This is a genomic window from Citrobacter sp. XY323 (genome assembly GCF_025106035.1).
Classification (GTDB): Bacteria; Pseudomonadota; Gammaproteobacteria; order Enterobacterales; family Enterobacteriaceae; genus Citrobacter; species Citrobacter braakii.
In genome coordinates this window covers 570,618-588,367 of record NZ_JANYUK010000004.1, presented here as the reverse complement: position 1 = coordinate 588,367, position 17,750 = coordinate 570,618, and the positions used below count along the sequence as shown (strand labels likewise).

Genomic DNA, 17,750 nt, shown 5'->3' with positions numbered 1-17,750 from the left:
CGGATGGCGACGCTCTGGTGTCTTATCCGGCCTACCTTGTTGGGGTGTTTGTAGGCCTGATAAGCGTAGCGTCATCAGGCCATTCTTTTATTTCACCGCTTTACCCTTCAATAACTTCCTGACCCACAAACGATTTGGATTTAGCGCCGCCAGCGTGCTGGCATCCATGGGAATCGGTTCATTGCTCATTTGCGAAGCCAGAATTTCTGCACACAGCGGGGCAGTACACAGCCCGCGCGATCCCAGCACGCCCAGCATAAATAAATCGGAATAAACTGGCGCGCTTACGGCGTGCTCTTTGTCTGCAGCAAGTGTGGTGTACTGGCTGAGCGTGGCGTCATAGTCCGCGACGTTGCCGACCATTGGCATGTGATCGCGCGTGGCGCAGCGCACCCCGCAGCGGGCGGCATTGTCACTAACGTCTACCTCTTTTGCCCACACAGCGTTCGGGAAGCAGTCGATTAAGCGTTGACGGTTTTGTTGCTGATCGTCCTCGCGATACGCTGTCTCTTCACTCCCTCGATGATAGCTGGCGCCAATGCAGTGCTGCTGATTTTGCGGGTTGTGCGGCGTGAGGTAGCCGTCATAGCACAGCACCTGACGTAACGCTGAAAGTGCAGGTGTGGTGGGAATATGACTCACCTGACCGCCCACGGAGTACACCGGTAGCGGCTGCGTTTGCTCAAAACCGCTAATGCGATGACCGTTAGCCAGAACGACTGCTGCGTGAGAGGCGGTTTCTCCACTGGAAAACTGCAATTGCCAGCTTGCTGTCTGGCGAGTCAGTGAGGTCAGCGTATGGTGGTAGCGGGTGCGTAATCCCAGGGTTGTTGCATAGTCCAGTACCGCGGCGGTTAACTGCGCCGGGTACAGCCATCCTCCGGCCGGATACTGAATCCCGCCGCATCCGGTTTCCACACCTGTTGTTTGTAAAACCTGCTGTGCGTCAACCCCGACGGCGAGCGCAGCGGGCAGTTCAAGGGACAGCATCTGGGTGATTTTTTGCTGGCTTTTCTCATCCCACGCGAGTTGCGTCACGCCGCACCAGTCATGCGCGAACTCAACGGGGAGGGTGTCATACAGTCGACGGGCGAAGGTAAACGCAGTGGGGAAAAAGAGATTAATGGCCGCGTCATGTTTGCTAAGTAGGGGGTAGAGCGCCCCCTGGCGATTACCGGAGGCGCCCCCGGCAGGTTTATCGTCGGCGCAATACAGCGTGACCTGCCAGCCGCGGCGCAATAACGCCAGTGACAGCAATGCGCTGGCAATTCCTCCACCAATAATAGCGGCTTCGCGCTTATCTGTTCCCGTACGCGCAAACCATGGCGCCGAGGACGTGAGCGCCTGAGTCTGTTCCATCACGCCACAGAGCATTTCGCGTTTGCGCCCAAAGCCTTTGCATTTTTGCATTGTAAATCCGGCTTCCTGCAACCCCCGACGTACAAAGCCTGCCGATGTAAAGGTTGCCAGCGTCCCGCCGGGACGAGCCAGTCGAGCCATCGCGTTAAACAGCGTTGGCGTCCACATATCCGGGTTTTTTGCCGGTGCGAAACCGTCCAGGAACCAGGCGTCCACCTTTTGATTCAGAGAGTCATCCAGCGTACTGGTCAGTTCGTTAATATCGCCAAACCACAGATCCAGCGTGACGCGCCCATCATCAAGCAGCAGGCGATGACATCCCGCCAGCGGTAGCGGCCATTGTTCTTGCAGTGCCGTGGCCCACGGGGCAAGTTCTGGCCAGTGCTGGTGGGCTAAGGTGAGATCTTCACGCGTCAGCGGATATTTTTCAAAGCTGATGAAATGTAATCTTTCCAGGGTAGCTTCTGGGTGGGTATCGCGAAAATCGGCAAATGCCTGCCAGAGCGTGAGGAAGTTAAGTCCGGTGCCAAACCCGCTTTCTGCCACCACGAAGAGAGGACGTGAATGCGCAGGGAATCGTTGTGCGAGATGGTTACCGCCGAGAAAGACGTAACGTGTCTCTTCCAGCCCGTTATCATTAGAAAAATAGACATCGTCAAAATCTCGGGAAACAGGTGTACCCTCAGCGTTGAATTCAAGGTTGGCAGGTTGTATAGCGTATTGTTTCACGTAAGTTACTCGTCTGACAGGCTGTGTCCCGATCTTAGCGATGAGTGCCTGGCTGCGCAAATTTCCACATAAAATGGCTGATCGGACTTGTTCGGCGTACAAGTGTACGCTATTGTGCCATTCGAAACTTTAAAATAGTGCGACTTACAGAGGTATTGAATGAAACGTGCAGTGATTACTGGCTTGGGCATCGTTTCCAGCATCGGTAATAACCAGCAGGAAGTCCTGGCATCTCTGCGTGAAGGACGTTCAGGGATCACTTTCTCTCAGGAGCTGAAGGACTCCGGCATGCGTAGCCACGTTTGGGGCAACGTAAAACTGGATACCACTGGCCTCATTGACCGCAAAGTAGTGCGCTTCATGAGCGACGCATCCATCTATGCATTCCTATCAATGGAGCAGGCAGTGGCTGATGCCGGCCTGGCTGCAGAAGATTACCAGAACAACCCGCGCGTTGGCCTGATTGCAGGTTCCGGCGGCGGCTCCCCACGTTTTCAGGTGTTCGGCGCTGACGCAATGCGTAGCCCACGTGGTCTGAAAGCGGTTGGCCCGTATGTGGTCACCAAAGCGATGGCGTCCGGCGTTTCTGCCTGCCTCGCAACGCCGTTCAAAATCCACGGCGTAAACTACTCCATCAGTTCTGCCTGTGCGACATCTGCGCACTGCATCGGCAACGCGGTAGAACAAATTCAGTTGGGCAAACAGGACATCGTTTTTGCTGGCGGCGGCGAAGAGCTGTGCTGGGAAATGGCGTGTGAATTCGATGCAATGGGCGCGCTGTCTACCAAATACAACGACGATCCGTCAAAAGCTTCCCGTACCTATGACGCAAACCGCGACGGTTTCGTTATTGCTGGCGGCGGCGGTATGGTCGTGGTTGAAGAAATGGAGCACGCTCTGGCACGTGGCGCGCACATCTATGCGGAAATCGTCGGTTACGGCGCAACGTCCGATGGCGCAGACATGGTTGCTCCGTCTGGCGAAGGCGCAGTACGTTGCATGCAGATGGCGATGCACGGTGTAGACACGCCGATCGACTACCTGAACTCTCACGGTACCTCGACTCCGGTAGGCGACGTGAAAGAACTGGGCGCAATCCGCGAAGTGTTTGGCAACAACAGCCCGGCAATCTCCGCAACCAAAGCGATGACAGGTCACTCACTGGGCGCGGCTGGCGTGCAGGAAGCTATCTACTCTCTGCTGATGCTGGAACATGGCTTTATCGCGCCAAGCATCAACATTGAAGAGCTGGATGAGCAGGCGGCAGGTCTGAATATCGTGACCAAACCGACCGAGCAGGCGCTGACCACCGTGATGTCCAACAGCTTCGGCTTTGGCGGCACCAACGCTACGCTGGTTATGCGTAAGCTGAAGGCGTAAGTCTCAGCTTGAATACCAAAAAAGGGAGCCAACAGGCTCCCTTTTTACCGTGTTTACTTCGGCATTTTTTCGTATTCCGGCGCGATCTCAGCGGACCATGCTCTGGCTCGCGTAATCTCTCCGGCATTGTAAATGGGCTGCTCGTAATGACGACCCACGTCCCGGACACGATAAATTTTCCACCGTCCTTCCTCCCAACGGGTATAAACCTCCAGTTGAATAGGGGCTGACTCAGTGCCTAACTGCAGGTTCAGTTTTTCACCGCCGAGGAATGGCTGCGCCTGTCCAACCCGCAACAGCGGGATCCATGCCGGTGCGTAATCCTGCACATACATAAAGTAGTCCGCTTGCACGATCTCCTGCTCATAAAGCGTATCAATTAGCGCCAGACGCCCGATAACCTCTTTTGCGACATAGCGTTGCAGTAATGCTGATGTTTCGCGGGGCGCATCCGGATCCTGAGTGTAGTTCTTCATCCACGAAAGATAGAACTGTTTCACATCCTGCGTGCTGTCACGGTGAGAAGGGGTACAGCCACAAATCAGCAGGATGAGAACAATCAGTGGAAAGGCTTTCATTACTTCTTCCTGTAAATGGTGTATGACGGCTTTGCGGTTCGATAACCTGGACCGGCCCACATGTCTCGCTGTTTGAAGTCGGAATACCAGTCATGACCGTCATATATCGCCATGTGACCGCTCGGGTTTCCATTAGCATAAGGTTGAATGATGATGACATCCCCTTCGCGCGGCTCTTCAAGCGCGCCAATGGCGCTGAAACCGGCGTTTTTCAGCATCGGACCATAATCTTTGGCATGGTATGTGCGCCCAAGAGTAACGCCGCCTGCCTGAACAGCTTTGCGGGTATATTCCGCACAGCGCCCTTGTGAATGTGAACTCGCGTGCGATTTGGCGTAATTGACCGCCACCTTTTTATCCCAACTCATAACGACTCCTGTTAATAACATACGTAATAGCAATTACGTGATGCTTTAACAGTATTTACGCAATTGGAAATGGCAAATAGTGCTATTAATATTCTCAATATATTAAGCTGGGATATTTATTAATTTATATGCTCGATAAATTACGAGTGATCTATTTAATATTAAGTATTACTTGTTTTATCCTCTGGCTGCTGGCGTGGATAGCGTGACGGCCAAATCACGTCTGGCGAGGTTTCGAGCGCCTGCGCAATGATCTGTTCCGCTCTGGGCCAGCTTCGGGTAAATACATTGCGCAGTGAATCGGGTGATAATCCAGCCGCACGCGAAAGATCTCTGAGCGTGATTCCTTTTTTTTCCAGTGCACTTTTAATATCTGCACGATGCCAGTCTTGGCTTTTGTGTTCCATTCTGTAATCCTAAGGAAATGTGTTATCGGCGCCGATATTTTTCAGGGTATAAACCAGAGAAACAAAAGAATGTAACTTTCTTTTTTGTCACTGGAATATTGCCAGAATAAAACTGAAATTTCGCGCAAAAGAAAAAATATTTTTTATTCCACAGGCAGAAAGGAAAGAAACTAATGGCAAAAGAGTGGTTCACGGTAAAGGAATGTCTTGAATTGCCGGGGTTTCCAGGAAGCGCGCCTGCGGTTCGTTCCCGTTTAAACATGTACAGTGAAGGCAAAGAGGGCGTGAAGCGCAAACGTGTTAAATCAAAGGCTGAGGAGTTCCATATCTCCATTTTCCCTTTGTATGTCCGTCCTTACCTGAAAGAAACTGAAAAGGTGTTGGCCTTAGAGAGCCGTTGCGTACAGGAAGCGGAACCGAAAGAGATCTGGGATATGATGTTCAGACTGCTGACGCCGGGGCAGCGCAAGCAGGTGACCGGATTGTTTGGTACAAAAGGAATTGATGCTGTATTTCCTTTTTTATTCGACGAAAAGTCGTCTTTACCGTGAACCAACCTGGTGAGATTTCAGGGTTGACAAATTTAGTGGCTCACAGGCAGACTTCGCACTCAACATTATCTATCTGATAATGCGTAAGCGTTTAACGTTATCCAACGCACCTTAATCCTGAAAGTCAGGTAGAGGGGGCGTGGACATTCCTCGCCTTACTCTGCATTTTGGAGTAACGCATGACAGCTGTAACCCAACAAGAAAAAACACCTTCGGCGAACTTTTCGCTGTTTCGTATCGCTTTTGCAGTTTTCCTGACCTATATGACGGTCGGTCTACCTTTGCCCGTTATTCCTCTGTTTGTGCATCAGGAGCTGGGCTATGGCAACACCATGGTTGGTATCGCCGTAGGCGTACAGTTTCTGGCAACGGTATTAACGCGCGGCTACGCCGGGCGCTTAGCCGATCAATATGGCGCCAAACGTTCGGCGCTACAGGGGATGTTTGCCTGTGGGTTGGCGGGTGCGGCGTGGCTGTTAGCCGCGCTATTGCCTGTTTCTGTCCCTGTAAAATTTGCATTGTTAATCGTCGGGCGTTTGATCCTCGGTTTTGGCGAAAGCCAACTGCTCACCGGAACGCTGACCTGGGGGCTTGGGCTGGTCGGTCCAACACGCTCGGGTAAGGTGATGTCGTGGAACGGGATGGCGATTTACGGTGCGCTGGCCGCCGGTGCACCGCTGGGCTTGCTGATCCATAGCCACTTTGGCTTTGCGGCGCTGGCGGGAACGACAATGGTATTACCGCTGCTGGCATGGGCATTCAACGGCACCGTTCGCAAAGTGCCCGCTCATGCAGGAGAGCGCCCTTCGTTATGGAGCGTGGTAGGGCTTATCTGGAAACCGGGCCTGGGCCTGGCGCTGCAGGGCGTTGGCTTTGCGGTGATCGGTACGTTTATTTCACTCTATTTTGTCAGCAACGGCTGGACGATGGCGGGGTTCACCCTGACCGCGTTTGGCGGGGCGTTTGTGCTGATGCGCATTCTGTTTGGCTGGATGCCGGATCGGTTCGGAGGCGTGAAGGTAGCCGTTGTCTCCTTACTGGTTGAAACCGCGGGGCTGATTCTGCTGTGGCAGGCCCCATCAGCATGGATTGCGCTGCTCGGGGCGGCACTAACCGGGGCAGGGTGTTCGCTTATCTTCCCGGCATTGGGCGTAGAGGTTGTGAAGCGAGTGCCCGCGCAGGTTCGCGGTACGGCGCTGGGCGGTTACGCCGCGTTTCAGGATATCTCCTACGGCATAAGCGGCCCGGTCGCCGGGGTGCTGGCCACCGCGTACGGTTATCCCTCGGTATTCCTTGCCGGAGCGATATCCGCCGTGGTGGGGATTGTCGTGACGCTGCTTACGCTGCGCAAAGGTTAAGCGACCAGCCAGAAAATGGCTAATGCGATCATTAACGCGACAAACAGCAGTCCCGGTCGTGCCGACAGAGATTTTACCGTTTCAATCATCGGCGCGAACGGGCTGTAAATAGGCTGAAGATGGCGCGGATCGTTTAGCTCGCGTTCCCGTTCTACGCGGCGCAGGAAGATTTGATTCAGCAAGTCCTGCACCTGTACCGTGGTCAGAATCGTTTGTGGTTGGATCTGATACGTCTGCTGCGCGTACTCTTTTATTGCCGTCAGCTCATTCGGCTCTAATGGCAGCTTCAGGGCCGCCTGGAGCGTTTGTAGCGTCGGGGCGCTTTGCAGGCTGAGCGTCTGGCGCGCCTGCAGCCAGGTGACCAGATGAGTAAACTGTTTGGCGGGGATCAGCTCACCGCTTTTTACGCCAGACAGCTCTAACATTGACTGCCAGATCATCTTACCTGACTCTCCCGTGGCCGCCGCCAGTTTGGTAACCAACTGGTTCAGCGTATTGTGCTCTGCGGGTAACAACGGACGATCGGTGGCCGGGCGCTGTTGCGGTTGCGGTATAGAAAGCTGCCCTTGTTGCAGCAGCGTGAGCACGTTCTTCAACTGCTCAGGCGTGAGCTGGCTGAGCGCCGTTTGCCCATACTGCTGACGGATAAAATCGCTTACCGCCTGGCGGTTATTTCCCTGACTCAGTAATTCAGTGAGCTGTGAGAGAACCTGACGATTAGCATGATTTTGCTGAGCAACACCCAGCCGCTGATTCAGGTTTTGCTCCGCGGCAGGAAAGTGACGTGATTGCAGCGGCGTATCACTTTTGACGCCCAGATCGTGCTTCATTCCGGCCCACACCTCGGCGCTTTGCTGTTGGGTGAGTGAAATCAGACGGGTAATCAGTCGTTCCAGCACGGTACGTTGTTGTGTGGATAACGGTTGTTCGCCCGCAGCAGAAGGGGCATTTTGGCCTTCGCCGGGAGGGCGTGCGGGTGTACCTGAAATGGGCTGCATCATCTCTGTTCCTTAAATCTGTGCTGACCAGGTCTCGCAGTATGCCTGGCGGCGAGATTATGGCACACTTGCCCGGTTAACTCTCGTTCTCAAACAGGTGCGAAAGACGTGAAAATCCTCGTTGATGAAAATATGCCCTATGCCCGCGAACTGTTCAGTCGTTTGGGGGAGGTCAAAGCGGTTCCCGGTCGCCCGATTCCCGTTGCCGAACTGGATGATGCGGATGCCTTAATGGTGCGCTCGGTGACGAAAGTAAATGAATCACTGCTTAGCGGAAAACCGGTTCAATTTGTCGGCACGGCAACCGCAGGCACGGACCATGTGGATGAAGCTTGGCTTGCGCAGTCGAAGATCGGCTTTTCCGCAGCGCCCGGCTGTAACGCGATTGCGGTCGTAGAATATGTTTTTTCAGCGTTGCTGATGCTGGCGGAGCGCGACGGGTTTGCGTTACGCGATCGTACTGTAGGCATCGTAGGCGTGGGCAATGTGGGCGGACGTTTGCAGGCACGTCTGGAAGCACTGGGGATCCGCACGCTGCTGTGCGATCCGCCGCGAGCCGATCGCGGTGATGAGGGAGATTTCCGCTCGCTGGACGAACTGGTAGAGCAAGCCGATGTGTTGACTTTCCATACGCCGCTGTTTAAAGACGGACCGTACAAAACGCTGCACCTGGCAGATGATGCGCTGATTAGCCGGCTGAAGCCGGGCACCATTGTGATCAACGCCTGCCGCGGGCCAGTCATCGACAATACGGCATTGCTGAACCGATTGAATGCCGGGCAGTCGCTGAGCGTCGTGCTGGATGTCTGGGAAGGGGAGCCGGATCTCAATGTGGCATTGCTGGAGAAAGCCGATATCGGCACGGCGCACATTGCCGGGTATACCCTGGAAGGAAAAGCGCGCGGCACCACGCAGGTCTTTGAGGCTTTTAGCAAGTTTATTGGTCGCGAACAACACGTTGCGCTCAATACCCTGTTACCTGCGCCGGAATTTGGTCGTATCACTCTGCATGGCCCGTTAGATCAGCCAACGCTGAAAAGGCTGGTGCATTTAGTGTATGATGTGCGCCGCGATGATGCGCCGCTGCGTAAAGTCGCTGGAATTCCGGGTGAGTTTGATAAGCTGCGTAAAAATTATCTTGAGCGCCGTGAATGGTCGTCTTTATACGTGATGTGTGACGACGCAACGGCTGCTGCCTTGCTGTGTAAGCTGGGTTTTAACGCTGTTTATCACCCGGCACATTAATGTCTTCTTAATGCTCCCTGTCGAATAATGCGACAGGGACGCTTACGTATTTCTGGAGTAAATCACCATGTCTGAAGGCTGGAATATTGCCATTCTGGGCGCAACGGGCGCCGTAGGCGAAGCCCTGCTCGATACGCTGGCTGAACGCCAGTTCCCGGTCGGTGAAATTTATGCGCTGGCGCGTAATGAAAGCGCGGGTGAGCATCTGCGTTTTAACGGTAAATCGGTCCTTGTTCAGGACGTTGTAGACTTTGACTGGACGCAGGCGCAACTGGCATTTTTTGTTGCGGGCGCTGAAGCCACCGCCGCATGGGTGGAAGAAGCGACCAATGCCGGTTGCCTGGTTATCGACAGCAGTGGCCTGTTCGCGCTTGAGCCGGACGTTCCGCTGGTGGTTCCGGACGTTAACCCGTTCGTACTGGCCGATTACCGCAACCGCAATGTGATTGCGGTCCCTTCCAGCCTGACCAGCCAACTGCTGTCTGCGCTGAAGCCGCTAATTGATGACGGCGGGCTGTCACGTATTACGGTGACCAATATTATTTCTGCTTCCGCTCACGGTAAAAAAGCCGTAGATGCGCTTGCCGGACAGAGCGCGAAACTACTGAACGGCATCCCGATTGACGATGACGATTTCTTTGGTCGTCAGCTGGCGTTCAACATGCTGCCGCTGCTGCCGGATCGCGAAGGTAGCGTGCGCGAAGAGCGTCGTATCGTCGATGAAGTGCGCAAAATTATGCAGGACGACGGGCTACTTATCTCCGCCAGCATCGTGCAGTCGCCGGTATTTTATGGCCACGCACAGATGGTGAATTTTGAAGCTCTGCGTCCGTTGGCGGCGGAAGAAGCACGCGATGCGTTTTCACGCGGTGAGGACGTAGTGTTGTCAGAAGAGACCTATATCCCGACGCAGGTTGGCGATGCGTCAGGTACTCCGCACCTTTCAGTTGGCTGTGTGCATAACGATTACGGGATGCCGGAACAGGTTCAGTTCTGGTCTGTGGCAGACAACGTACGCTTTGGCGGCGCGTTGATGGCGGTAAAAATTGCGGAAAAACTGGTGCAGGAGTACCTGTACTAATGTCTGACCTGCAACAGCCGTCAACCCATAAAATTGCGCTGGGCATTGAGTATGACGGCAGCAAATATTATGGCTGGCAGCGCCAGAACGAAGTGCGTAGCGTTCAGGAAAAACTGGAAAAAGCGCTCTCTCAGGTGGCGAATGAACGCATCACTGTCTTTTGTGCGGGACGCACGGATGCGGGCGTTCATGGCACAGGGCAGGTCGTGCACTTTGAAACGACTGCCCAGCGTAAAGATGCAGCCTGGACACTGGGGGTAAATGCGAATTTACCTGGTGACATCGCTGTGCGCTGGGTGAAAGCTGTACCCGATGATTTCCATGCCCGATTTAGCGCCACGGCTCGCCGTTATCGCTACATCATCTACAATCATCGGTTGCGCCCTGCGGTTTTAGGTAAAGGGGTAACCCATTACTATGAACCGCTGGACGCTGAGCGTATGCATCGTGCGGCCCAGTGTTTGATTGGCGAAAATGATTTTACCTCGTTTCGGGCGGTGCAGTGTCAGTCGCGCACACCGTGGCGTAACGTGATGCACATTAACGTTGAACGTTTTGGTGCATATGTGGTGGTGGATATTAAAGCGAATGCCTTTGTACATCATATGGTCAGGAATATTGTCGGCAGCCTGATGGAAGTAGGCGCCAACAACCAGCCGGAGAGCTGGATAGCAGAACTGCTAGCGGCGAAGGACAGAACGCTGGCAGCGGCAACGGCGAAAGCGGAAGGATTGTATCTGGTTGCAGTAGATTACCCGGAACGGTTCGACCTGCCAAAACCGCCTATGGGCCCGCTATTTCTGGCGGACTAATTTGAGTCGTATAAAGGCAAAACTATGGACCTGATTTACTTTCTTATCGATTTTATCCTGCACATTGATGTGCATCTGGCGGAGCTGGTTGCGGAATACGGTATCTGGGTATACGCGATTCTGTTTCTGATCCTGTTCTGCGAAACCGGGCTGGTGGTGACGCCGTTCCTGCCGGGAGACTCGCTGCTGTTTGTCGCTGGCGCGCTTTCTGCGCTGCCAACTAACGATCTCAATGTTCATCTGATGGTGATGTTGATGATTGTGGCGGCGATTATCGGCGATGCGGTGAACTACACGATTGGCCGTTTGTTCGGTGAAAAACTCTTCAGTAACCCGAACTCTAAAATTTTCCGTCGCAGTTACCTGGATAAAACCCATGCGTTCTACGAGCGTCATGGCGGCAAAACGATTATCCTCGCGCGTTTCGTACCTATTGTGCGTACATTTGCACCGTTTGTTGCCGGTATGGGGCACATGTCCTACCGTCATTTTGCGATGTATAACGTCGCAGGCGCGCTGCTGTGGGTATTGCTGTTCACCTATGCAGGCTATCTGTTCGGCGATCTGCCGATCGTTCAGGAAAACCTGAAATTACTGATTGTGGCGATCATCGTCCTTTCCGTATTGCCGGGCATAATTGAAGTGATTCGCCATAAACGCGCTGCGTCACGGGCTGCAAAATAGAAAGTAACTCAGCGGTTCGACCACTTTTTTATCCAAAGTTTCGGGCTGTTATGTTTTAATGTGCAACATTCATGGTCTGTTAGGGGCAAAAATGGCATTATGCGCCCCTTATAACAAAGCTGACTAGGGTTCAGGCAGAAAGGTCACCAATGAGCTGGATTGAACGAATTAAAAGCAACATTACTCCCACCCGCAAGGCAAGCATTCCTGAAGGGGTGTGGACCAAGTGTGATAGCTGCGGTCAGGTTTTATACCGTGCTGAGCTGGAACGTAATCTTGAGGTCTGTCCGAAGTGTGACCATCATATGCGCATGTCGGCGCGCAATCGCCTGCATAGCCTGTTAGATGAAGGTTCTCTTGTGGAACTGGGTAGCGAGCTTGAGCCGAAAGATGTGCTGAAGTTTCGTGACTCCAAAAAGTACAAAGACAGACTGGCTTCTGCGCAGAAAGAAACTGGCGAGAAAGATGCGCTGGTGGTAATGAAAGGCACGCTGCACGGTATGCCGGTCGTTGCTGCTGCATTCGAGTTCGCGTTTATGGGCGGCTCCATGGGCTCTGTGGTCGGCGCGCGTTTTGTCCGTGCCGTTGAGCAGGCGCTGGAAGATAACTGTCCGCTGATCTGCTTCTCCGCTTCTGGCGGGGCGCGTATGCAGGAAGCGCTGATGTCTCTGATGCAGATGGCGAAAACCTCTGCTGCGCTGGCGAAAATGCAGGAACGCGGTTTACCGTATATTTCTGTACTGACCGACCCAACAATGGGCGGTGTTTCTGCTAGCTTCGCGATGCTGGGCGATCTCAACATTGCAGAACCGAAAGCACTGATCGGCTTTGCTGGTCCGCGTGTTATCGAGCAAACCGTACGTGAGAAACTGCCGCCGGGATTCCAGCGTAGCGAGTTCCTGATTGAAAAAGGCGCTATCGATATGATCGTCCGCCGTCCGGAAATGCGCCTGAAACTGGCAAGCATTCTGGCGAAGCTGATGAATCTTCCTACGCCGAATCCGGATGAGCCGCGTGAAGGCGAGGTGGTACCTCCGGTTCCCGATCAGGAATCAGAGGCCTGATAGTTTACTCTATGGGTTTCGGGTTGCAGGCAGGCGATAAGAGAGTTGATCCCGATGAGCTTACACAGGTAAGTGATTCGGGGGAGCGAGCACAGCCAACGCATCTGCAACGTGAAAAACAACGTGTAAAAAAGGGCAGGCCGGTTGGTGCTGCCCTTTTGCTTTTCTCAACGTAAAGAATCTACAGCCATCATGGACAATAAACGTATTCCTCAAGCCGCGTCGCCCCTGGCATCGTGGCTTTCTTATCTGGAAAACCTGCACAGTAAAACCATCGATCTCGGCCTGGAACGCGTAAGTCAGGTGGCGCGCAAACTGGGTGTGTTGAAACCCGCGCCATTTGTTTTTACGGTGGCGGGAACCAACGGGAAAGGCACAACCTGCCGTACGCTGGAATCTGTGCTGACCGCAGCAGGTTATAAAGTTGGCGTTTACAGTTCGCCGCATCTGGTACGCTACACGGAACGCGTACGCGTGCAGGGGCGTGAACTGCCGGAATCAGCGCATACCGCCTCGTTTGCTGAGATTGAAGACGCGCGTGGCGACATTTCCCTGACTTACTTTGAATACGGCACGTTATCGGCGCTCTGGCTGTTTAAACAGGCCCAACTGGATGTCGTCATCCTGGAAGTTGGGTTAGGCGGTCGCCTTGACGCGACCAATATCGTGGATGCCGATGTTGCGGTGGTCACCAGCATTGCGCTTGACCATACTGACTGGCTGGGCCCGGATCGCGAAAGCATTGGTCGTGAGAAGGCGGGAATTTTCCGTGCAGAGAAACCGGCTATCGTCGGTGAACCGGAAATGCCTTACACCATCGCCGATGTTGCGCAAGAGAGCGGGGCGGTTTTGCAACGCTGCGGCGTGGACTGGCGCTATGCGGTCACGGAGAACGACTGGTCCTTTACGGACAGTCACGGCACGTTGGCGCACCTGCCGTTGCCGCAGGTCCCGCAACCTAACGCCGCTACCGCACTGGCAGCACTGCGCGCAAGCGGGCTTAACGTCAACGAGCAGGCCATTCGTGACGGTATTGAACAGGCGATTTTACCGGGGCGCTTCCAGATTGTGAGCGAGTCGCCGCGGGTGATTTTTGATGTTGCCCATAATCCGCATGCGGCGGAGTATCTGACCGGCCGTCTGAAAAAATTAGTGAAAAGCGGGCGTGTACTTGCGGTTATCGGTATGCTACATGATAAAGATATTGCCGGTACGTTAGCCTGGTTAAAAAGCGTGGTTGACGCCTGGTACTGTGCGCCCCTGGAAGGGCCGCGTGGTGCTACTGCAGAACAACTGCTGGAGCATCTGGGCAAAGGCTACGCCTATGACAGCGTGGCGCAGGCATGGTCTGCGGCGCTAGCTGAGGCGAAGCCAGAAGATACCGTGTTGGTGTGTGGATCGTTTCACACTGTCGCACATGTCATGGAAGTGATAGACGTGGGGAGAAGCGGTGGCGAGTAAGTTTCAGAATCGATTAGTTGGCACAATTGTGCTGGTCGCGCTGGGGGTGATTGTGCTCCCCGGGCTGCTTGACGGGCAGAAAAAGCATTATCAGGATGAGTTTGCGGCGATCCCGCTGGTGCCGAAACCCGGCGATCGCGATGAACCAGACATGATGCCTGCAGCAACGCAGGCGCTGCCGACGCAGCCACCGGAAGGGGCGGCTGAAGAGGTGCGCGCGGGTGATGCTGCCGCGCCATCGTTGGACCCGTCACGTTTGACGACGGCAAACAGCGCGGAGTTAGATCCTGTCCCCGCGCCTGTAGAACAGCCGAAACCCAAACCGAAGCCGCAGCCGGTTGCCGTCGCTCCGACGCCAGCACCGGCTCCAGCGCCGAAACCGGCCGCGGTGGAACCGCCAGCGCCAACCGGCAAAGCGTACGTTGTACAGCTCGGTGCGCTGAAAAATGCGGATAAGGTCAATGAGATCGTGGGTAAACTTCGTGGCGCGGGCTTCCGGGTATATACTTCCCCGTCAACGCCGGTGCAGGGTAAAATAACCCGTATTCTCGTAGGACCTGACGCCTCCAAAGATAAGCTGAAGAACTCGCTGGGCGAGCTGCAGAAGATCTCCGGTCTGAGCGGCGTAGTGATGGGGTACACCCCTAATTAAGGGATTGCGCTGTTCACGGCGCTGCTCTTAATTCAGGCCGGATAGGGCGTTTTTACCGCTATCCGGCAGTGCCCGAAGAGGCATAAAACGGTATGGCGTTGAAGATTTTTTCAGCGCCATTTTTATTTACGCGTGGAAAGGAAATCCCTACGCAAACGTTTTCTTTTTCTGTTAGAATGCGCCCCGAACAGGACGACAGGGCGTTAAATCGTGGGACACTTATGGTCTGGATTGATTACGCCATTATCGCGGTGATTGGTTTTTCCTGTCTGGTTAGCCTGATCCGTGGCTTTGTTCGTGAAGCATTATCGTTGGTGACTTGGGGTTGTGCTTTCTTTGTCGCCAGCCATTACTACACTTACCTGTCTGTCTGGTTTACGGGCTTTGAAGACGAACTCGTTCGAAATGGGATTGCTATCGCGATACTGTTTATCGCGACACTTATCGTCGGCGCTATCGTTAACTTTGTGATAGGCCAACTGGTAGAGAAAACAGGCCTGTCGGGTACCGACAGGGTGTTGGGGATCTGCTTTGGTGCTCTGCGAGGAGCGCTGATCGTCGCCGCCATACTGTTCTTTCTCGATACCTTTACCGGTCTGTCGAAAAGTGAAGACTGGAGCAAGTCGCAGCTGATCCCGCAGTTCAGTTTCATCATCAGATGGTTCTTTGACTATCTGCAAAGCTCGTCAAGTTTCTTGCCCAAAGTATAAACTTTGGGTTGTTGCTGAACGAGGAAAAGACGTATGTGCGGTATTGTCGGTATCGCCGGTGTTATGCCGGTAAACCAGTCGATTTATGACGCGTTAACGGTGCTCCAGCATCGTGGTCAGGATGCCGCAGGCATCATCACCATTGATGCCAACAACTGCTTCCGCTTGCGTAAAGCAAACGGAATGGTGAGCGATATTTTTGAAGCGCGCCATATGCAGCGTTTGCAGGGCAATATGGGCATCGGTCATGTGCGTTACCCAACGGCTGGCAGCTCCAGCGCCTCCGAAGCTCAACCTTTTTACGTCAACTCACCGTATGGCATCACGCTTGCCCATAATGGCAACCTGACCAATGCGCATGAGCTGCGTAAAAAGCTGTTTGAAGAAAAGCGCCGCCACATCAATACCACTTCAGACTCTGAAATTTTGCTGAATATTTTCGCCAGCGAGCTGGATAACTTCCGCCATTATCCGCTGGAAGCCGATAATATTTTTGCTGCTATTGCGGCAACCAACCGCCAGATCCGCGGCGCCTATGCCTGCGTGGCGATGATTATTGGCCACGGTATGGTTGCCTTCCGCGATCCTAACGGTATCCGTCCGCTGGTACTGGGTAAACGCGATATCGGGGATGGTCGTACCGAGTATATGGTGGCCTCCGAGAGCGTGGCGCTGGATACGCTGGGCTTTGAATTCCTGCGCGATGTGGCACCTGGCGAAGCGGTGTATATCACCGAAAAAGGTCAGCTGTTTACTCGCCAGTGTGCCGATAACCCGGTTAGCAATCCGTGCCTGTTTGAATACGTTTACTTCGCACGTCCTGACTCCTTTATCGACAAGATTTCCGTCTACAGCGCCCGTGTAAATATGGGGACCAAGCTTGGCGAAAAAATTGCTCGCGAGTGGGAAGATCTGGACATTGACGTGGTGATCCCGATTCCGGAAACCTCCTGCGATATCGCGCTGGAAATTGCCCGTATTCTCGGTAAGCCGTACCGTCAGGGTTTTGTGAAAAACCGCTACGTGGGTCGTACCTTTATCATGCCCGGCCAGCAGCTGCGCCGTAAATCCGTGCGCCGTAAGCTGAACGCCAACCGTGCGGAATTCCGTGATAAAAACGTGCTGCTGGTGGATGACTCCATCGTGCGCGGTACCACCTCGGAACAGATTATCGAGATGGCGCGTGAAGCCGGAGCGAAGAAAGTGTATCTGGCCTCTGCGGCCCCGGAAATTCGCTTCCCGAACGTTTATGGTATCGATATGCCTACGGCGACGGAGCTGATTGCTCATGGTCGCGAAGTGGACGAGATTCGCCAGATAATCGGTGCAGACGGTCTTATCTTCCAGGATCTGAACGATCTGATTGAAGCGGTCCGCGCTGAGAACCCGGATATTCAGCAGTTTGAATGTTCAGTGTTTAACGGCGTGTACGTCACCAAAGACGTCGACCAGCAATATCTCGATTTCCTTGACTCCCTGCGTAATGATGATGCCAAAGCAATTTTGCGTCAGAACGAAGCGGAAAACCTCGAGATGCATAACGAAGGGTAATGTTCTGTTGCAGGTCAGGACACATAGAGTGGACTGACTTGCAACTGCGCATAAAAACCTGCAAAGTCAGCCCTGAAGCAAGTAAGGGCGAAAAAATGAAACGACTCATTGTAGGGATTAGCGGTGCCAGTGGCGCGATTTATGGCGTGCGCCTGCTGCAGGTTTTGCGTGACGTTACTGATGTGGAAACCCATCTGGTGATGAGTGCTGCTGCCCGACAGACGCTGGCGCTGGAAACAGACCTCTCTGTACGCGACGTGCAGGCACTGGCGAATGTAAATCACGATACGCGCGATATCGCCGCCAGTATCTCTTCCGGCTCTTTTCAGACCGCCGGAATGGTAATATTACCGTGTTCAATCAAAACGCTTTCAGGCATCGTCCACAGTTACACCGATGGGCTGCTTACCCGTGCGGCAGACGTGGTGTTGAAAGAACGCCGCCCGCTGGTGCTGTGCGTGCGTGAAACGCCGCTGCATCTGGGGCATCTGCGACTGATGACGCAGGCGGCAGAAATTGGCGCGGTGATTATGCCGCCAGTCCCGGCATTCTATCATCGCCCACAAACGCTAGATGATGTGATTAATCAAACGGTTAACCGCGTACTCGACCAGTTTGATATCTCCCTTCCACAGGATCTGTTCACCCGCTGGCAAGGGGCGTAAAACCGTTCCATCAGCGTGCAAAGAAACATCCATTGCCCTGTTTCAGGGCAATTTTGTAACCGCGATCATATCCTCAACATTTAATTCGTTAAAACTC

The 17,750-nt window shown here is 53.9% G+C and carries 18 protein-coding genes; 13 read left to right on the top strand and 5 right to left on the bottom strand.

Annotated elements, in window-relative coordinates; genetic code table 11:
* Positions 1-87: 87 nt before the first annotated feature.
* Positions 88-2,088, bottom strand: a complete 2,001-nt coding sequence (gene mnmC / locus N0B36_RS09220) for a bifunctional tRNA (5-methylaminomethyl-2-thiouridine)(34)-methyltransferase MnmD/FAD-dependent 5-carboxymethylaminomethyl-2-thiouridine(34) oxidoreductase MnmC (RefSeq protein WP_259687126.1) — start codon at positions 2,086-2,088, stop codon at positions 88-90.
* Positions 2,089-2,247: 159 nt separating this feature from the next.
* Here mnmC and fabB point away from each other — a divergent pair, with 159 nt between their 5' ends.
* Positions 2,248-3,468: a beta-ketoacyl-ACP synthase I gene (gene fabB, locus N0B36_RS09215; RefSeq protein WP_141875461.1), complete on the top strand. Its 1,221-nt coding sequence runs from the start codon at positions 2,248-2,250 to the stop codon at positions 3,466-3,468.
* A gap of 53 nt (positions 3,469-3,521) precedes the next feature.
* Here the strand turns inward: fabB and N0B36_RS09210 are convergent, their stop codons facing one another.
* The 3 genes from N0B36_RS09210 to N0B36_RS09200 form a co-directional block, all read right to left on the bottom strand.
* Positions 3,522-4,046 (bottom strand): YbjP/YqhG family protein, encoded by a 525-nt coding sequence (locus N0B36_RS09210; RefSeq protein ID WP_103766585.1) that lies wholly within the window; start codon positions 4,044-4,046, stop codon positions 3,522-3,524.
* Positions 4,046-4,414 carry an NlpC/P60 family protein gene (locus N0B36_RS09205; RefSeq protein WP_016153868.1) on the bottom strand — a complete coding sequence of 123 codons (369 nt, stop codon included), beginning with the start codon at positions 4,412-4,414 and terminating at the stop codon, positions 4,046-4,048. The genes N0B36_RS09210 and N0B36_RS09205 overlap by 1 nt, the downstream gene beginning before the upstream one ends.
* 161 nt (positions 4,415-4,575) lie before the next feature.
* Positions 4,576-4,821 carry a helix-turn-helix domain-containing protein gene (locus N0B36_RS09200; RefSeq protein ID WP_141875460.1) on the bottom strand — a complete coding sequence of 82 codons (246 nt, stop codon included), beginning with the start codon at positions 4,819-4,821 and terminating at the stop codon, positions 4,576-4,578.
* 173 nt (positions 4,822-4,994) lie between these two features.
* On the opposite strand from N0B36_RS09200, the gene N0B36_RS09195 reads away from it, so the two are divergent.
* Together N0B36_RS09195 and N0B36_RS09190 are read left to right on the top strand one after the other, a co-directional pair.
* On the top strand, positions 4,995-5,372 hold the full coding sequence (locus N0B36_RS09195; RefSeq protein ID WP_047500873.1) for a hypothetical protein: 378 nt from the start codon (positions 4,995-4,997) through the stop codon (positions 5,370-5,372).
* A 179-nt stretch (positions 5,373-5,551) separates the two neighbouring features.
* Positions 5,552-6,730, top strand: coding sequence for an MFS transporter (locus tag N0B36_RS09190; RefSeq protein WP_016153865.1), 1,179 nt, complete (start codon positions 5,552-5,554; stop codon positions 6,728-6,730).
* On the opposite strand, the gene flk is transcribed toward N0B36_RS09190, so the two are convergent.
* Positions 6,727-7,728, bottom strand: a complete 1,002-nt coding sequence (flk, locus tag N0B36_RS09185) for a flagella biosynthesis regulator Flk (RefSeq protein WP_016153864.1) — start codon at positions 7,726-7,728, stop codon at positions 6,727-6,729. The two genes, N0B36_RS09190 and flk, sit on opposite strands and share 4 nt — an antisense overlap.
* A 108-nt stretch (positions 7,729-7,836) precedes the next feature.
* On the opposite strand from flk, the gene pdxB reads away from it, so the two are divergent.
* From pdxB to N0B36_RS09135, 10 genes are all read left to right on the top strand, one after another.
* Positions 7,837-8,973, top strand: a complete 1,137-nt coding sequence (pdxB, locus tag N0B36_RS09180; RefSeq protein WP_016153863.1) for a 4-phosphoerythronate dehydrogenase PdxB — start codon at positions 7,837-7,839, stop codon at positions 8,971-8,973.
* Between the two features lie 67 nt (positions 8,974-9,040).
* Positions 9,041-10,054: an aspartate-semialdehyde dehydrogenase gene (locus N0B36_RS09175; RefSeq protein ID WP_016157051.1), complete on the top strand. Its 1,014-nt coding sequence runs from the start codon at positions 9,041-9,043 to the stop codon at positions 10,052-10,054.
* Positions 10,054-10,866: a tRNA pseudouridine(38-40) synthase TruA gene (gene truA, locus N0B36_RS09170; RefSeq protein WP_016157050.1), complete on the top strand. Its 813-nt coding sequence runs from the start codon at positions 10,054-10,056 to the stop codon at positions 10,864-10,866. Before N0B36_RS09175 ends, truA begins: the two co-directional genes overlap by 1 nt.
* Positions 10,867-10,890: 24 nt before the next feature.
* Positions 10,891-11,550 (top strand): DedA family protein, encoded by a 660-nt coding sequence (locus N0B36_RS09165; protein ID WP_016153860.1) that lies wholly within the window; start codon positions 10,891-10,893, stop codon positions 11,548-11,550.
* 149 nt (positions 11,551-11,699) lie between these two features.
* Positions 11,700-12,614 carry an acetyl-CoA carboxylase, carboxyltransferase subunit beta gene (gene accD, locus N0B36_RS09160; protein ID WP_016153859.1) on the top strand — a complete coding sequence of 305 codons (915 nt, stop codon included), beginning with the start codon at positions 11,700-11,702 and terminating at the stop codon, positions 12,612-12,614.
* Positions 12,615-12,806: 192 nt separating this feature from the next.
* Entirely contained in the window at positions 12,807-14,075 is a 1,269-nt protein-coding gene (folC, locus tag N0B36_RS09155) for a bifunctional tetrahydrofolate synthase/dihydrofolate synthase (protein WP_259687118.1), read from the top strand.
* Positions 14,065-14,727, top strand: coding sequence for a cell division protein DedD (gene dedD, locus N0B36_RS09150; RefSeq protein WP_016153857.1), 663 nt, complete (start codon positions 14,065-14,067; stop codon positions 14,725-14,727). Before folC ends, dedD begins: the two co-directional genes overlap by 11 nt.
* Positions 14,728-14,948: 221 nt before the next feature.
* Positions 14,949-15,437 carry a colicin V production protein gene (cvpA, locus tag N0B36_RS09145; RefSeq protein WP_005129678.1) on the top strand — a complete coding sequence of 163 codons (489 nt, stop codon included), beginning with the start codon at positions 14,949-14,951 and terminating at the stop codon, positions 15,435-15,437.
* 33 nt (positions 15,438-15,470) lie between these two features.
* Entirely contained in the window at positions 15,471-16,988 is a 1,518-nt protein-coding gene (gene purF, locus N0B36_RS09140) for an amidophosphoribosyltransferase (RefSeq protein WP_005129677.1), read from the top strand.
* A 95-nt stretch (positions 16,989-17,083) separates the two neighbouring features.
* Positions 17,084-17,653, top strand: a complete 570-nt coding sequence (locus N0B36_RS09135; protein WP_019077299.1) for a UbiX family flavin prenyltransferase — start codon at positions 17,084-17,086, stop codon at positions 17,651-17,653.
* Positions 17,654-17,750: the final 97 nt, after the last annotated feature.

Coding starts and splice junctions, on each gene's coding strand:
- fabB (WP_141875461.1), top strand. CDS start 2,248: ATGAAACGTGCAGTGATTACTGGCTTGGGCATCGTTTCCAGCATCGGT.
- N0B36_RS09210 (WP_103766585.1), bottom strand. CDS start 4,046: ATGAAAGCCTTTCCACTGATTGTTCTCATCCTGCTGATTTGTGGCTGT.
- N0B36_RS09205 (WP_016153868.1), bottom strand. CDS start 4,414: ATGAGTTGGGATAAAAAGGTGGCGGTCAATTACGCCAAATCGCACGCG.
- N0B36_RS09200 (WP_141875460.1), bottom strand. CDS start 4,821: ATGGAACACAAAAGCCAAGACTGGCATCGTGCAGATATTAAAAGTGCA.
- N0B36_RS09195 (WP_047500873.1), top strand. CDS start 4,995: ATGGCAAAAGAGTGGTTCACGGTAAAGGAATGTCTTGAATTGCCGGGG.
- N0B36_RS09190 (WP_016153865.1), top strand. CDS start 5,552: ATGACAGCTGTAACCCAACAAGAAAAAACACCTTCGGCGAACTTTTCG.
- flk (WP_016153864.1), bottom strand. CDS start 7,728: ATGCAGCCCATTTCAGGTACACCCGCACGCCCTCCCGGCGAAGGCCAA.
- N0B36_RS09175 (WP_016157051.1), top strand. CDS start 9,041: ATGTCTGAAGGCTGGAATATTGCCATTCTGGGCGCAACGGGCGCCGTA.
- truA (WP_016157050.1), top strand. CDS start 10,054: ATGTCTGACCTGCAACAGCCGTCAACCCATAAAATTGCGCTGGGCATT.
- N0B36_RS09165 (WP_016153860.1), top strand. CDS start 10,891: ATGGACCTGATTTACTTTCTTATCGATTTTATCCTGCACATTGATGTG.
- accD (WP_016153859.1), top strand. CDS start 11,700: ATGAGCTGGATTGAACGAATTAAAAGCAACATTACTCCCACCCGCAAG.
- folC (WP_259687118.1), top strand. CDS start 12,807: ATGGACAATAAACGTATTCCTCAAGCCGCGTCGCCCCTGGCATCGTGG.
- cvpA (WP_005129678.1), top strand. CDS start 14,949: ATGGTCTGGATTGATTACGCCATTATCGCGGTGATTGGTTTTTCCTGT.
- purF (WP_005129677.1), top strand. CDS start 15,471: ATGTGCGGTATTGTCGGTATCGCCGGTGTTATGCCGGTAAACCAGTCG.
- N0B36_RS09135 (WP_019077299.1), top strand. CDS start 17,084: ATGAAACGACTCATTGTAGGGATTAGCGGTGCCAGTGGCGCGATTTAT.